Raw genomic sequence first — 13,776 nt, 5'->3', positions numbered from 1 at the left:
CCATGGCATCACGTATCGAGCACCGGGCGACGTTCCCGCACAGCGTCGCCGACGTGCTTGCCGCCGACTCCGGTGAGGAGGCGCTGCGAGCCCGGCTGGCGGAGCTGGGCGGCAAGGACGCGCGGTTGCAGGATCACACCGTGACCGCGGACGGTGTCCGGTACACGCTGCTCCAGGGGGTCGCCGCGGAGAAGCTGCCGCAGGCGGTGCGCACCATCCACAAGGGCGATCTGCTGGTCACCCGCGAGCACGTCTGGACCGGCTCCGGCGACCGCTACACGGGCAGCATCAGGGCCCACGTCGGCGGGGTACCGAGCGAGATCACGGCACGCACGGAGCTGGTCGCGGACGGCGACGGCAGCGTGCTCGTCGTCCGTGGCGAGGCGAAGGTCCGCATCCCCATCGTCGGGGGAAAGCTCGAAAGCTACATCGCCGAGCAGGTCAGCGACCTGCTGCGGCACGAGTCCGGCTTCACGGCGAAGTGGCTCGAGCGCGGCAGCTGATCGGCGCGCCGACGCGAGGCACCACCAACCCCAACCGCTTACGCAGGATCGACCGCTGGCTCACCGCCGACCGCAGGGTCGCGCGCGTGCTGTCGGCCGCGCCCGATCCGCTGGTGGTCGATCTGGGCTACGGGGCCTCGCCGGTGACGACCGTCGAACTGGCCCGCCGGTTGCGGGCCACGTATCCCGGCGTGCGGGTGCTGGGACTGGAGCTGGATCCCGGGCGTGTGGCGGCCGCCGCGCCCTCCGCCGATCCGCCTCGCCTCGACTTCCGCCGGGGTGGTTTCGAGCTGGCCGGCACGCATCCCGTGCTCGTGCGCGCGTTCAACGTGCTGCGCCAGTACGCCGAGTCCGACGTCGCGCCGTCGTGGGAGGCCATGCTCACCGGCATCGCGCCGGGCGGGCTGCTCGTCGAGGGCACCTGCGACGAGGTGGGCAGGCTGTGCTCGTGGGTCACCGTGTCGCACGAGGGCCCGCTCACGCTGACCCTTTCGCTCAAAGTGGACACCCTCGACCGGCCGTCCACTGTGGCCGAGCGGCTGCCGAAGGCACTGATCCATCGCAACGTCGCGGGCGAGCGCGTGCACGACTTCCTCGCCGCGCTCGACGCCTGCTGGGCCACGGCGGCGCCGTTCGCCACCTACGGGCCGAGGGCGCGCTGGACGGAGTCCGTGCGCCTGCTCACCGAGCGCGGCTGGCCGGTGCGCGGCCGCCGCGACCGGTGGCGGCTCGGTGAGCTGACCGTGCCGTGGGAGACGGTGGCCCCCACGAAAGCCGGTGGGGCACACCGGTAAGGGCTGCCCTGAGTTGTCCCTGAGATTGCTCTCAGGTTCTGGTGGGCGGCGCTGGCGAGTGCCAGTCTCGATCGCACGAGATCACGAAAAGGGGGTCGCCGAGCGGCCACTCGGCGACCCCCGAAGGCACGAGCACCCCGCACGGCGATCCGTGTGGCGACGCACCGCGCGGGGTTCCTTCGAACCCGAACGGAGCCACCCATGCCCTCGCTGTCCACGGTACCCAGAAGTGCCTACGCGGCCTCGATCGCGCACACCCCGGAGCAGGTGCTCGCCGCGCAGCGCCTGCGCACCAGCGTGTTCGGCGGGGAACTGGGCGCCGCGCTGCCCGGTGAGCTCGACACCGACTCCTTCGACGCGGTGTGCGACCACCTGGTCGTCGAGCACCAGCCCACCGGCGAGGTCGTCGGCACCTACCGGCTGCTGCCGCCCGGCCGCACCGACCGGCTGTACTCGGCGGGCGAGTTCGACCTCGGCAGCCTCGACCCGCTGCGGGCCTCGCTGGTCGAGGCGGGCCGCTCCTGCGTGCACCCCGACCACCGGGGCGGCGCGGTCATCACGCTGATGTGGTCGGCGCTGGCGCGCTACACGCTGCTGTCCGGGCATCGCTACCTCGCGGGGTGCGCCTCGGTGCCGCTGGCCGACGGCGGCCGCGCCGCGGAGAGCACCTGGCGGCTGGGCCAGGCGCGGCACCGCGCACCCGCTGAGTACCGGGTCGCTCCCCACCGGCCCTGGGAGCCCGAGGTGCCCCGGCAGGACCGGCCCAGCTACGCCCACGTGCCACCGCTGCTGCGCGGGTATCTGCGCCTGGGCGCGTGGGTGTGCGGGCCGCCCGCGCACGACCCCGAGTTCGGTGTCGCCGATTTCTTCGTGCTGCTGCCGCTGGACCGCATCGACGAGCGGTACCTGCGCTTCTTCCTGGGTGACTCCGGTTCGGAGAAGACACGGTGAATCCCTGGATCGCAAGTTCACCATGTACTCCACGGTGCGTCACCCACGGTCGACCTCCCGTGGCCACGATGGAGGCCGTGACGCGACTCGCAGCACTGGCGAGGGCACTCGCCACCGCGGGTCCGCCGGACGCGCGGGCCCGTGCCGTGCTCGACGCCCTCGACGTCCGGCTGGACACCGACGCGGGCAGGCTCAGCGTGCCGGGGCCCACCGGCACGCTGATCGTGGCCAACCACGTCTCCTGGCTGGACATCGTCGGCCTGCTGGCGGTGGAGCCCGCGACGTTCCTCGCCAAGCGCGAGGTCGCAGGCTGGCCCCTGCTGGGGCGCGCGGCCACCCGGCTCGGCACGCTGTTCGTGGACCGCTGGGCGCTGCGTGCGCTTCCGGACAGCGTGGCGGCCGTGGCCGCACACCTGCGCACCGGCCGGTCGGTCGTGGTGTTCCCCGAGGCCACCACGTGGTGCTCGGCGCCGGGCGGCGAGTTCCGCAGAGCGGTGTTCCAGGCCGCGCTCGACGCGGGCGCGCCCGTGCGGCCGGTGAGCCTGGAGTACCTGCAGGGCGGGCGGCCCAGCACGATCGCCGCCTTCGTCGGCGATGACACGCTCGCGCGTTCGGTGGGCCGGGTCGCGAGGGCCGCGGAGCTGACCCTGCGGGTGCGTACCGGGACGCCGCTGTCGCCCGAGGGCGACCGCAGGTCGCTGGCGGACCGGGCACGCCGGGCCGTGCTCGCCGTGGAGCCCGCGCATGCTTGACGTGCTCAACGACCTCACGGCGGTGCTGCGCGACACGCTCGACTCGCCGTGGCTGTGGCTCATCGTGTTCGCGCTCGCCGGGCTGGACGCGCTGCTGCCGTTCATGCCCAGCGAGGGCACGGTGATGACGGTTGCCGTGCTGCTCGGCCCCGACCTCGGCGGGCTCGCCACGCTCGCCGTCGTCGCCGCGGGCGGAGCGCTCGCCGGGGACTGCTTCGGGCACTGGATCGGCCGCCGCGCGGGGCCACGCACCCTGCGCCGCCTGCAACGCGACGAGAAGGGTAGACGCCGGTACGAGTGGGCCCAGCGCAAGGTGCACCAGCACGCGACCGTGCTCATCATCGCGGGCCGCTACCTGCCGGGCGGACGCGTCGCCTCCGCGCTGGCCACGGGCAGCCTGCGATACCCGGCGGGCCGTTTCGCCCTGCTGGACGCCATCGGCGTGTCGATCTGGGCGACCTACGCCGTGGCGGTCGGCTACCTTGGCGCCGCCCGGTTCGCCGACGACCCGGTGAAGGCGCTGCTGCTCGCGTTCGGCATCGGATTGCTCGCACTCGGCTGCGTCGAGGCCGGGCGGCGGCTAGTCTCGCGCCGTGGACTACGCGACGTTCGTCCAGGCGATCGAGACCCACAGCGACGCATTGCGGGACGCGGCGGTGCAGGCGGGGCCACAGACCCCCGTCCCCTCGTGTCCGAAGTGGAACGTCCAGCGGCTGGTCCGGCACATCGCGAGAGTGCAATCCTGGGTTGTCGCCGCGAGGCGCGATCCGAGCGGTGAGCGGGTGAAGGCGGCCACCCCGCCGGAGAGCTGGGCCGAGCTGCTGCCGTGGTGGGACGAGCAGCGCGTGGCGCTGCGCGCGGCGTTCGCCGACGGGCCGGACGCCCCCGCCTGGCAGCCCTTCGCCGCGCTGACCCCCACGATGGCGTCCTGGGCCCGGCGCCAGGCCCACGAGGCCGCGATCCACCGGCTGGACGCGGAACTGGCGCTCGGCCGTGGCACGGTGACGTTCGACCGGGAGTTCGCGGCGGACGGCATCGACGAGCTGCTGACCATGGTCGTGCACCGGCGTGCCGACTGGAGCGCCTACACCGCCAAGGGCACGGTGCTCGTGCACGCCGAGGACGCGGGCCGGGTGTGGTCGGTGCGCCTGGCGCCCGGCGAGGCGCCGTACTTCGACGAGCAGCCGTTCGAGCCGGGTGTGACGATCGAGGGCCCGGCGAGCGAGGTGTACGCGGCGCTGTGGCGCAGGCCGAGCGAGGCGAAGGTCACCGGCGACGCGGCACTGCTGGAGCCGCTGGCGGCACCGTGAACCCGACCAGTGACAATGGGACACCGTGCCTGACGAACGCCAGTATGTGATCACCTTCGGCTGTCCCGACCGCACGGGCATCGTGGCCCGGATCGCGTCCTTCCTCGCCGAGGCGGGTGGCTGGATCGTCGAGGCCGCCTACCACACCGACCCGGACACCGGCTGGTTCTTCACGCGCCAGGTGGTGCGCGCCGACTCCCTGCCGTTCGACGCCGAGGAGCTGAGGGCGCGCTTCGCGGGCGTGGCCCGCTCGCTCGGTGCCGACACGGACTGGCGGATCGACGACACCGGCGAGCGGCGCAGGGTGGTGCTGCTGGTGTCGAAGGAGGGCCACTGCCTGTACGACCTGCTCGGCAGGGTCGCCTCCGGGGAGCTGGACGTCGACGTGCCCGCGGTGATCGGCAACCACGACGTGCTCGCCGACATCACGCGCGCGCACGGCATCCCGTTCCACCACGTGCCCTTCGGCGCGGACAAGGCCGCCGCGTTCGCCGAGGTGGCCAAGCTGGTGGACGAGCACGACCCGCACGCGGTGGTGCTGGCGCGGTTCATGCAGATCCTGCCGCCGGAGCTGTGCCGCGCGTGGGCGGGCAGGGCGATCAACATCCACCACAGCTTCCTGCCATCCTTCATCGGTGCACGGCCCTACCACCAGGCGTACGCGCGGGGCGTGAAGCTCGTCGGCGCGACGTGCCACTACGTGACGGCCGACCTCGACGCGGGGCCCATCATCGAGCAGGACGTGATCCGCGTCGACCACGGCGACACCGTGGCCGACATGGTGCGCAAGGGCCGCGACATCGAGAAGGTGACGCTGGCGCGCGGCCTGCGCTGGCACCTAGAGGGTCGCGTGCTCGTGCACGGCAACCGGACCGTCGTCTTCTGACGTGCGCTTGCGGTGCACCGGCACGATGAGCGGCGTGCCGGTCTCCGGGTCGTCGATCACCCGGCACGGCAGGCCGAATTCGGGCACACCCCCATGGAGTTGACCACGGACGAAATATGGCAGCCCCGCCAGCCATCATGGCTCTGGCTGAATGACCACTGATTGGCCAGTAGGTGACCTTCCCGGCGGACACCGGCATGCTGTTCGGTTTCGGGCATGAATGCCTCAGACCACCAATCAGACCACGGGCATGCTGTCGTGCTCGGCGGGAGCGTGGCCGGTCTCCTGGCCGCGGCCGCGCTCGCCCCGAGCTTCGGCCATGTAGCCGTGGTCGAACGTGACAAGCTCGACGAAGCCAAGAAACCCACACCGACCTCGCGACGGCGCGGGGTTCCCCAAGCCGCGCACGTCCACGCCTTCCAACCCCGGGGCCTGCAAGAACTCGAGTTCCTCCTTCCCGGCGCCCGCGCGGAGTTGCGCGCCCGAGGCGCCCACCTCGTCGAGCCCGGCTTCGATCAACGGATCGAGCTGAACGGCAACCTGCTCGCTCCCACCCGGACCCGGCTGGAGTCCGTGCAGGCGACACGGGGCCTGTTCGAGGACCACATCAGGTCTCGTGTTCGCGAACTCCCCAATGTCACCCTGCTCGACGACACGAACGCCGCCGGGCTGGTCCTCAATGCGCACGACAGCCAGGTGACCGGAGTCCGGGTCGCCGGCAGGACGCCCGGCGCGGCGGCGACCGAGCTGCCCGCCGAGCTCGTCGTGGACGCCATGGGCCGCGGCTCACGGCTACCGGCGTGGCTGGCGGCGTACGGCCTCGGCACGGCCGAGGTGGAGAGCCACCGGGTGGACGTCACCTACTCGACGGCTCTTGTCACGCTCCGGGATCTCCCGCGGGCCACGTCCTGCCTCATCGTCGGGCCTGGCCCCGGCCGACCCGCCGGCCTCGGGCTGATGGCGGTCGAAGGCGACGCTCACGTGCTGACTGTCGCCGGAATCGCAGGCCACAAGCCACCACGATCGTTCGACGAGTTGGTCGAGGCGGCCAGGTCGCTCCTACCCGACGACTTCGCCGGCTCGCTGGACGGCATCGAACGACACCCAGCGGCCGACGTCGCGACGTTCTCCTATCCCAAGGTGGAATGGCGGCGCCTGGACCGGCTGGCTCACAAGCCTGCGGGACTGCTCGCGATCGGCGACTCGTTGTGCGCCTTCAACCCCATCTACGCGCAGGGCATGACGGTCGCGGTTCTCCAGGCACGCGCACTTGCCGACGCCGTGGCCACGCCAGGGCGCCGCCGCATCGAGGCGCGTTATTTCGCCGCGACCCGCCCGCTGGTCAAGACCGCCTGGTCGATCGCGAGAGCTGCGGATCTGGCCGTCCCCGAGCTCCCCGGGCGGCGATCTCCGGCCATGCGGTTGCTGAACCGCTACGTCTCCCGTGTGCAAGCCGGCGCCGCGACCGATCCGCGGCTTGCTTCGAGCTTCATCAGGGTCGTGGGAATGATCGACCCGCCTCCCGCCCTGCTCAGTCCGGCCACCGTGGCGCGCGCGCTGAGGCCGCGTCCGCGGGCTTCCGGTTCGTCGCACGGTCGCCCGGCACCCTCGAACGGACAGAGGTCCCATGATGCCCACGCCTAGCCGAACCTCCGCGGTGGTGGCCATCGCGCTCGCTGCACTGGCCATGTGCCTTTCCGTCGCCCTGCCACGTGCGGGCTCCGCGGCCGCCACCCGGTCGATCACGCCCACCAATCCGGTCGTCCACACGACGGGCGGCGACCTCCGCGGCCACGTCGAAGGTGACCACGTGATCTGGCGAGGCGTGCCCTACGCCGCGCCGCCGGTGGGCGAACTTCGCTTCCGCGCGCCGCGACCGCCCGCCGGCTGGGAAGGCATCCGGGACGCCACGGCGCCCGCCCCTGCCTGTCCCCAGACCTACCAGCACAACGGCCCGCCGACCTACACGGGCGACGAGGACTGTCTCTACCTCAACATCTGGAAGCCAAAGGGGACAACCGGCCCCAAACCGGTGCTCGTGTTCTTCCACGGCGGCGGCTTCACCGGCGGAGACGGTTCGCTGTACGACCCACGCCGGGTCACGCGGCAGGGCGACGTCATCGTCGTCACGGTCAACTACCGCCTTGGCGCGCTCGGTTTCCTGCGGCATCCCGCTCTGCACGACCCGTGGGCCGGCAACTTCGGCATCGCCGACCAGCAGGCGGCCTTGCGGTGGGTCCGCGCCAACATCGCCTGGTTCGGGGGCGCCCGGAACAATGTGACCATCTGGGGCGAGTCCGCGGGCGCCTTCGGAGTCTGTGCCCAGCTCGCCCTGCCATCCTCGGCGGGACTGTTCGACAAGGCGATCAACCACAGTGGACCGTGTGGCAACGACTTCCTCACACTCGGGGTAGCGGAGCGCCGCGGACGGGTGGCCGCGAAGGACGTCGGTTGTCAGGGCAGGGACGTCCTAGCGTGTTTGCGTCAGGTGCCGGCGAAACGGATGTCCCAACTGTACTGGCAAGATGCCCGGCTCCTAGTGACGCGTATCGCCGACCTGCCATGGCTGCCCGTCGCGGGCACCGTTGCGATCCCACGACAGCCCATCGACGCCGTCCCACGTGGCCGGCACGTGCCGATGCTGCTGACCACCAACCAGCAGGAGATGCGCACCTACATCGTCGAACGGCTGCGTGCCGGACTGGGCCTTGTCACCGAGGATGAGTACCCGCGGCTCATCCACGACTACTACGGCCGCGCCGCCGACCAGGTCTTGGCCGAGTATCCGGCCAGCACCTACCCCACCCCGAGCGACGCCCTCGCCGCCGTGCTGTCCGACGACGGCCGTGCGGTCGGCGCGTGCCCTCAGCTGGAATTCGCGGCGAAAGCAGGCGGACGAACCTTCGCCGCCGAGTTCACGGTCCCGACAGGCGAGGCACCCGGCGGGTTTCCGGAGGGCGCGGCCCACGGCGCCGACATGCCGTACTTCCTCGACCCCAGCTGGGGCCGCGGCGAACCAATGACCGACGAGGAAGCTCGATACGCCCGGCGCCTCATCGACCACTGGACCGACTTCGCCCGCACCGGCAACCCCGGCTGGGCTCCTTACCGTCACGGCATAGGCCGGCAATTGACGCTCCAGCATGAATACGACGTTGATCTCGCGGCAGAGCACCGATGCGGGTTCTGGGACACCGTCCGCTGAGGACGAGACCGGTGAGTGTTGAGCGGGGGTGCTGACCCCCGCTCAACACTCACGAGGTCAGTTCACGCTGCCACAGCCACTCCGTGACGAGTTCGACGCCCCGGTTGCGGTGGCGACGGTAGGTGCTGAACGGAAGTCCGAGCAGTTCGGCGGCCTTCTCCTGGGTCGGCGCCGGGCGAAGCCAGGTGCGGTCGATGACGCGGTGCAGATTCTCTGTACGAGGGTCGCCACGCAGCGACTCGGCCGCCTCGATCACCAGTGATCTCAGGCGCTCGGCCGAGCTCTCCGACGGCTCCGCTGCCCCCCGCAGCACGAGCGCCGTCCGGGTCAGTGGATTGGCCGCAAGGCGGTCGTCGTTACGCAGGTCAGCCAGGGCACGACGCACGGCCTCCGCGAATCCGACCTGCGACAGTGCCACCTCCGGCGCGCTGCCGGTATCGGGTGGGGGCGCGCCGGTTTCCTGAGCCGCGGTCAGATCCAGCCATTCCGCGACGCCGACGCGACGCCAGTCGTGGGCGAATACGTGGCGGTGGCGGCCGCCGATGTCGAACTCGGCGTCAGGTTCCCGGTGATAGTCCAAGTAACGCATGAACGGCTGCCAGTACTCGAGATCGGTGTAGGTGGTGAGGAAATCCCAGGCGGTGGCCGGCCGCGCCAGGATGTCGATCAGACACCAAATGGCCGTGAGCGTGCCGGTCCGCTGCATGCGCCTGTCGTCAGTGATGCCGCGTTCGACCAGGAACCGCAAGGCCTTCACGGCCTGGCCGGGAAGCGGCGGCCGGTGACGCTGGGCGAATTCCCACAGCGCGCGCGTTCCCGGATCGGCGTTGATGTCCGCCTCGTCGGCGGCGTCGAGGTTCAGATAGCCGGCGTAGCCGAGCAGGTCGCCATGGTCGTCGCGGAAGACTCGGAAGGCACCCGGCTGCCTTTCGAGCCAGTGAGCGGCGCGGTCCGCCTCGGCACGGCCGTACTGCGCCCGGGTCAACTCGATGACGGCCGGGAAATGCTCCTCGGCGATCGGAGCCATATCGTCGAGTCCGAGCCGGTCCCATCGCCCGTGGACCTCGACCGCGGGATGACGCCGAATGAGGAACAGGACTTCGGTGGCGATCCGGATGCGGTCAGGCTCGGCGAGTTGCTGTACCCGATCCAGCAGGTACCGGCGAACCCGGCGATGGATCTCCGCGTGGGTCTCGGCATCGCGCCAGCGCAGGTCGGCGTCGAGTACATCGCGGGCGAGATCGTGGGGTCGCAGGCCTTGCGGGGTCTCGTCGACGAAGCTGAGGCTGCGTAACCACCCGAAGACCCGCTCGGAGGATTCCTCCACGACGGCGCGCAGCAAGGCCTCGGTGGTGATCGCCGCGTGCCCGAGGACGTGCAGCCCGATGCGGTGGGCTTTCGTCGGTGCCTCGTCGAGCAGGCGGTTCAGCAGGACACGCACGAGGTCGGGCAGTTCGGTCAGGCTCGCCGGAAGGTGCGCCTGCTCGTCGGCGCGGCGCACCGCGTCGACGAGCAGGCCCAGGGCCAGGGGGTGCCCGTGCGTGAGGTCGGCGACCTGATGGCTCAACGCCCGCGGGAGCCCCTCGGCCTCCGCGTAGCCGCGCGCCTCCTCGGGGTCGAGGTTGCGGAGACTGATGCTGCGGAGCAGTTCGCGCCACCCGGCATCCGCATGCCATTCCTCGGACAGCGGCGTCCGGCCGGCGAGCAGTACCAGGTCACCCTCCGGAAGGCTGGGCAGCAGGTCCTCCCGTAACCAGGTTTCGAGGCCCGGATGCCAGTGAAGGTCGTCGAAGACGACGATCCGTTGAGTGCCGCCCTCGGAGCGGGACAGGGCTGACTCGACGGCGTCGCGGTATCCGGCGGGACCGGGAACCGGCACGTGGCCGAGGTCGGGTGCCACCACGTGACGACCGGCCTGCTCGGCCGTTCTGCGTAGCTGGCCGAGCAGAGCCGACTTCCCGACGCCGCCAGGACCGTACAGGTGGAGTACCGCGAACGGTGGCTGGTCCGCTGCGAGCGCGGCTGCGAACAGCTCACGCTCGGCCGTACGCCCGACGAAGCGTCGTGTCCGAGCGCGCTGGAGGCGGGACCCGAGGGACCTCGGTCCGGCGGGAGCGCCGGCCAGGGCCGCGCGCCGACCGTCGCTAGCGGGTCCAAATGTCTCCACCGCCGACAAGATACGCGAACCCCGGCCGCTCGGTCGGGGCGTCTGAACCGTGGAGGCTCAGGTTTCGCAGTGGGCGAGCAACCGGTCACCGAGACGTGTGCGCGGGGGAGTAGGTAACGATCAGCAACAGGCCGGTCAGCACGTCGGGAACTTCACGCGGGAGCAGGTCTGCGGCGGGTCCTGGAATTCACCGGCCTCTTCGACCTCCTGGCGACGGTGACGCTGGCGCGCGGCCTGCGCTGGCACCTAGAGGGTCGCGTGCTCGTGCACGGCAACCGGACCGTCGTCTTCTGACCTGCGCTTGCGGTGCACCGGCACGATCAGCGGCGTGCCGGTCTCCGGGTCGTCGATCACCCGGCACGGCAGGCCGAACACGTCGCCGACCAGCTCCGCGGTGACGACCTCCGACGGGTCGCCCTGCGCGGCGATCTCGCCGCCCGGGCGCATGACGATGAGGTGGGTGGCGTAGCGGCACGCCTGGTTGAGGTCGTGCAGCACGGCGACGAGCGTGTGCCCCTTGTGCTCGTGCAGGTCGGCGCACAAGTCGAGCACCTCGACCTGGTGGGCGATGTCGAGGAACGTCGTCGGCTCGTCGAGCAGCAGGATCGACGTCTGCTGGGCGAGCACCATGGCCAGCCACACCCGCTGCCGCTGCCCGCCCGAGAGCTCGTCCACCAGCCGCGGCGCCAGCTCCAGCACACCGGTCAGCCGCATCGACTCGGTGACCACGGCCTCGTCCTCGGCCGACCACTGCCGGAGCAGCTTCTGGTGCGGGTAGCGGCCCCTGGCGACGAGGTCGCCGACCGTGATGCCGCTGGGCGCGATCGACGTCTGTGGCAGCAGCCCGAGCCTGCGCGCGACCTCGCGCGAGCGGTACGAGGAGATCAGGTTGCCGTCGAGGTAGACGCCGCCGCTCTTCGGCTTGAGCATCCGCGCGAGCGCCTTGAGCAACGTCGACTTGCCGCAGGCGTTCGGCCCGACGATCACGGTGAACGAGCCGTCCGGGATCGACACCCCGAGGTCCGTGGCGACGGTGGCCTGGTCGTAGGCCAGCGTCAGCCCCTCCGCATGGAGCCTGGTCATGTGTACCTGCCCTTCCCGCGCCACTCGGACGCCAACAGCCAGATCAAGTACAGCCCGCCGAGACAGCCGGTCGCGGTGCCCACCGGCAGCTGCGCGGTGGGAAACACCCGCTGGATCAGCAGGTCACCCGCGGTCAGCAGCAGCGCGCCCACGAGCGCCGACGTGACCAGACCCGGGGCGGGCGATCGGGTGAGCCTGCGGGCCAGTTGCGGCGCGGCGAGCGCCACGAACCAGATCGGTCCCGCCGCGGCGGTCGCGATGGCCGCGAGCAGCACGCTCACCACGATGAGCACGGCCTTGCTGCGTTCGACGCCCACGCCCAGCGCCTTCGCCGAGGCGTCGCCCAGTTCGAGCATCGCCAGCGGGCGCGCGTGGTACAACGCGAGCGGCAGCAGCACGGCCACGGCCAGTGCGGCGGCGGTGACGTGTTCCCAGCCGCGCGAGTTGACACTGCCGACGAGCCACGACTGCGCGGTGAGCGCGTCGTAGAGGCTCGCGCGCGTGATGAGGTAGGAGTTCACCGACAGGGCGAGCGCGTTGATGCCGATTCCGATGAGGACGAAGCGGAACCCTTGCACGCCACGGGTGAACGCCAGCAGGTAGATCAGCACGGCGGAGACGATGCCGCCGATGAGCGCGCCCGTGGCGACCTGCACCATGCTGCCGCCGGTCACGATGATCACCAGCAGCGCGCCGGTGGCCGCCCCGTTGTTGAAGCCGATGACGTCGGGACTGCCCAGCGAGTTGCCGGTGAGGCTCTGCAGGATCGCGCCGCTGACGGCGAGCGCCGCGCCGACGAGCAGCGCGGTGAGCAGCCGCGGCAGCCGCAGCGTGTTGACGACGAAGTCGGCGCCGCCCTCGCCCTGGCCCGCGATGGCCTTGAGCACGTCGGTCACGGACAGTTCGTACTCGCCCGTGGTGAGCGTGATCCCCATGACCACGACGAGCGCGACGGCCACACCGAGGCCGACGGTGAGCGCCCTGCCGTCCACGCGCACCGACAGCAGCCCGCGCCGGATCCGCACCACCCGGCCGGTGACGACGGCGCTCACAGCGCCGCCAGCTTTCGCTTGCGGCACAGGGCGATGAACACCGGCACGCCGATGGCCGCGGTCACGATGCCCACCTGGATCTCGCTCGGCGGTGCGATGACGCGGCCGACGATGTCGGAGGCGACCAGCAGGATCGGAGCCAGCACGAGCGAGTACGGCAGCACCCAGCGCTGGTCGGGGCCGACGAGCAGGCGCGCCATGTGCGGCACCGCGAGGCCCACGAACGCGATGGGGCCCGCCGCCGCGGTGGCCGCGCCGCACAGCAGGGTGATCGCGAGCGCGCCGAGGGCCCGCACCCGCGCGGGGTTGGTGCCGAGTGCCCTGCCGAGGTCCTCCCCCATGGCCAGTGCGTTGAGCGGGCGGATGAGCAGCAGCGCCAGCAGGATGCCCGCGGCGAGGAACGGCAGCACCGGCAGCAGCACGTCGACGTAGCGCCCGGCCAGCGAGCCGACGTTCCAGAACCGGAACTCGTCGAACGCCTCCGGGTCCATGAGCAGCACCGCCGTGTTGAACGCGTACATGACCGCCGTGACGGCGGCGCCGGCGAGCACGAGCCGCTCCGGGGTGGCGTTGCCGCGGCCGGTGCCGCCGAGCGCGTACACGACGACGGCGGCGAACGCGGCCCCCGCGAAGGCGAACCAGACGTAGCCGAGCACCGAGGACAGGCCGAAGAAGGCGAGCGAGATCACCACGCCGGTGGAGGCGCCCATGGTGACGCCGAGCAGGCCGGGGTCGGCGAGCGGGTTGCGGGTCAGCGCCTGCATCAGGGCGCCTGCGAGCCCGAGCGCGCCGCCGACGAGCATGCCGAGCAGGGTGCGCGGGATGCGGTACTCGTGGATGATGACGGCGTCGTTGGAGCCGTCGCTGTTCCACAGCACGTCCCACGTCGCGAGGAACGGGATGTCCTTGGAACCGAGCCAGATGCTGAGCAGCACGGTGAGGGCGAGGACGCCGAGCGCGACCAGCAGGCCCGCGGCCCGCAGGGCCTGCGCCCGTGCCTGTGGCCGGACCACGCCGTCAGCTTTCGACGGTGACTGCGTGGTGACGGACATAAGGTGAGGCTAACCGAACAG

At 71.5% G+C, this 13,776-nt stretch carries 12 protein-coding genes and 2 pseudogenes; 9 read left to right on the top strand and 5 right to left on the bottom strand.

The annotated features are described in order from the left end of the window. Positions 1–2: 2 nt before the first annotated feature. The 7 genes and pseudogenes from BAY60_RS07480 (at position 3) to purU (ending at position 5,196) form a co-directional block, all read left to right on the top strand. Complete coding sequence (locus tag BAY60_RS07480) at positions 3–503, top strand: DUF2505 domain-containing protein (RefSeq protein ID WP_112280783.1); 501 nt, start codon at positions 3–5, stop codon at positions 501–503. After that, positions 482–1,297 (top strand): class I SAM-dependent methyltransferase, encoded by an 816-nt coding sequence (locus BAY60_RS07475; protein WP_112280030.1) that lies wholly within the window; start codon positions 482–484, stop codon positions 1,295–1,297. The genes BAY60_RS07480 and BAY60_RS07475 overlap by 22 nt, the downstream gene beginning before the upstream one ends. Positions 1,298–1,498: 201 nt before the next feature. Then, positions 1,499–2,248: a GNAT family N-acetyltransferase gene (locus BAY60_RS07470; RefSeq protein WP_112280029.1), complete on the top strand. Its 750-nt coding sequence runs from the start codon at positions 1,499–1,501 to the stop codon at positions 2,246–2,248. A gap of 68 nt (positions 2,249–2,316) precedes the next feature. Further along, positions 2,317–3,000, top strand: coding sequence for a lysophospholipid acyltransferase family protein (locus BAY60_RS07465; RefSeq protein ID WP_112280028.1), 684 nt, complete (start codon positions 2,317–2,319; stop codon positions 2,998–3,000). Continuing rightward, a complete protein-coding gene (locus tag BAY60_RS07460) occupies positions 2,993–3,778 on the top strand; it encodes a DedA family protein (protein WP_112280027.1) in 786 nt (261 codons plus the stop codon). Before BAY60_RS07465 ends, BAY60_RS07460 begins: the two co-directional genes overlap by 8 nt. Beyond that, a pseudogene (locus tag BAY60_RS07455) lies at positions 3,678–4,310 on the top strand (maleylpyruvate isomerase family mycothiol-dependent enzyme); the annotation flags it as partial. The gene BAY60_RS07460 and the pseudogene BAY60_RS07455, both read left to right, overlap by 101 nt. A gap of 25 nt (positions 4,311–4,335) precedes the next feature. Then, complete coding sequence (gene purU, locus BAY60_RS07450; protein WP_112280026.1) at positions 4,336–5,196, top strand: formyltetrahydrofolate deformylase; 861 nt, start codon at positions 4,336–4,338, stop codon at positions 5,194–5,196. On the opposite strand, the pseudogene BAY60_RS37805 reads toward purU, so the two are convergent. After that, positions 5,149–5,274 (bottom strand): annotated as a pseudogene (locus BAY60_RS37805) (ABC transporter ATP-binding protein); the annotation flags it as partial. The gene purU and the pseudogene BAY60_RS37805 sit on opposite strands and share 48 nt — an antisense overlap. 138 nt (positions 5,275–5,412) lie before the next feature. On the opposite strand from BAY60_RS37805, the gene BAY60_RS07435 reads away from it, so the two are divergent. Then, the gene (locus BAY60_RS07435) at positions 5,413–6,840 is read left to right on the top strand and encodes a 2-polyprenyl-6-methoxyphenol hydroxylase-like oxidoreductase (RefSeq protein ID WP_146770983.1); all 1,428 of its coding nucleotides are present in this window, start codon (positions 5,413–5,415) and stop codon (positions 6,838–6,840) included. Then, entirely contained in the window at positions 6,827–8,401 is a 1,575-nt protein-coding gene (locus tag BAY60_RS07430; protein ID WP_170160325.1) for a carboxylesterase/lipase family protein, read from the top strand. The genes BAY60_RS07435 and BAY60_RS07430 overlap by 14 nt, the downstream gene beginning before the upstream one ends. 49 nt (positions 8,402–8,450) lie before the next feature. Here BAY60_RS07430 and BAY60_RS07425 read toward each other — a convergent pair whose 3' ends face one another. The 4 genes from BAY60_RS07425 to BAY60_RS07410 all read right to left on the bottom strand — a co-directional run bounded on the left by BAY60_RS07425 (position 8,451) and on the right by BAY60_RS07410 (position 13,755). After that, positions 8,451–10,304 (bottom strand): ATP-binding protein, encoded by a 1,854-nt coding sequence (locus BAY60_RS07425; protein ID WP_146770982.1) that lies wholly within the window; start codon positions 10,302–10,304, stop codon positions 8,451–8,453. Positions 10,305–10,814: 510 nt separating this feature from the next. Beyond that, the gene (locus BAY60_RS07420) at positions 10,815–11,651 is read right to left on the bottom strand and encodes an ABC transporter ATP-binding protein (RefSeq protein ID WP_112280021.1); all 837 of its coding nucleotides are present in this window, start codon (positions 11,649–11,651) and stop codon (positions 10,815–10,817) included. After that, the gene (locus BAY60_RS07415; RefSeq protein WP_245992362.1) at positions 11,648–12,703 is read right to left on the bottom strand and encodes a FecCD family ABC transporter permease; all 1,056 of its coding nucleotides are present in this window, start codon (positions 12,701–12,703) and stop codon (positions 11,648–11,650) included. The genes BAY60_RS07420 and BAY60_RS07415 overlap by 4 nt, the downstream gene beginning before the upstream one ends. Next, positions 12,700–13,755 (bottom strand): FecCD family ABC transporter permease, encoded by a 1,056-nt coding sequence (locus BAY60_RS07410; RefSeq protein ID WP_112280019.1) that lies wholly within the window; start codon positions 13,753–13,755, stop codon positions 12,700–12,702. Before BAY60_RS07410 ends, BAY60_RS07415 begins: the two co-directional genes overlap by 4 nt. Between the last annotated feature and the right edge of the window lie 21 nt (positions 13,756–13,776).

Origin of the sequence: Prauserella muralis, from assembly GCF_003202285.1 — a bacterium.
Taxonomy (GTDB): domain Bacteria; phylum Actinomycetota; class Actinomycetes; order Mycobacteriales; family Pseudonocardiaceae; genus Prauserella_B; species Prauserella_B muralis.
The sequence above is the reverse complement of the archived record's forward strand: the minus strand, read 5'-3'. Positions and strand labels throughout refer to the sequence as shown.

Coding starts and splice junctions, on each gene's coding strand:
- BAY60_RS07410 (WP_112280019.1), bottom strand. CDS start 13,755: ATGTCCGTCACCACGCAGTCACCGTCGAAAGCTGACGGCGTGGTCCGG.
- BAY60_RS07460 (WP_112280027.1), top strand. CDS start 2,993: ATGCTTGACGTGCTCAACGACCTCACGGCGGTGCTGCGCGACACGCTC.
- BAY60_RS07480 (WP_112280783.1), top strand. CDS start 3: ATGGCATCACGTATCGAGCACCGGGCGACGTTCCCGCACAGCGTCGCC.
- BAY60_RS07435 (WP_146770983.1), top strand. CDS start 5,413: ATGAATGCCTCAGACCACCAATCAGACCACGGGCATGCTGTCGTGCTC.
- BAY60_RS07430 (WP_170160325.1), top strand. CDS start 6,827: ATGCCCACGCCTAGCCGAACCTCCGCGGTGGTGGCCATCGCGCTCGCT.
- BAY60_RS07470 (WP_112280029.1), top strand. CDS start 1,499: ATGCCCTCGCTGTCCACGGTACCCAGAAGTGCCTACGCGGCCTCGATC.
- BAY60_RS07465 (WP_112280028.1), top strand. CDS start 2,317: ATGGAGGCCGTGACGCGACTCGCAGCACTGGCGAGGGCACTCGCCACC.
- BAY60_RS07420 (WP_112280021.1), bottom strand. CDS start 11,651: ATGACCAGGCTCCATGCGGAGGGGCTGACGCTGGCCTACGACCAGGCC.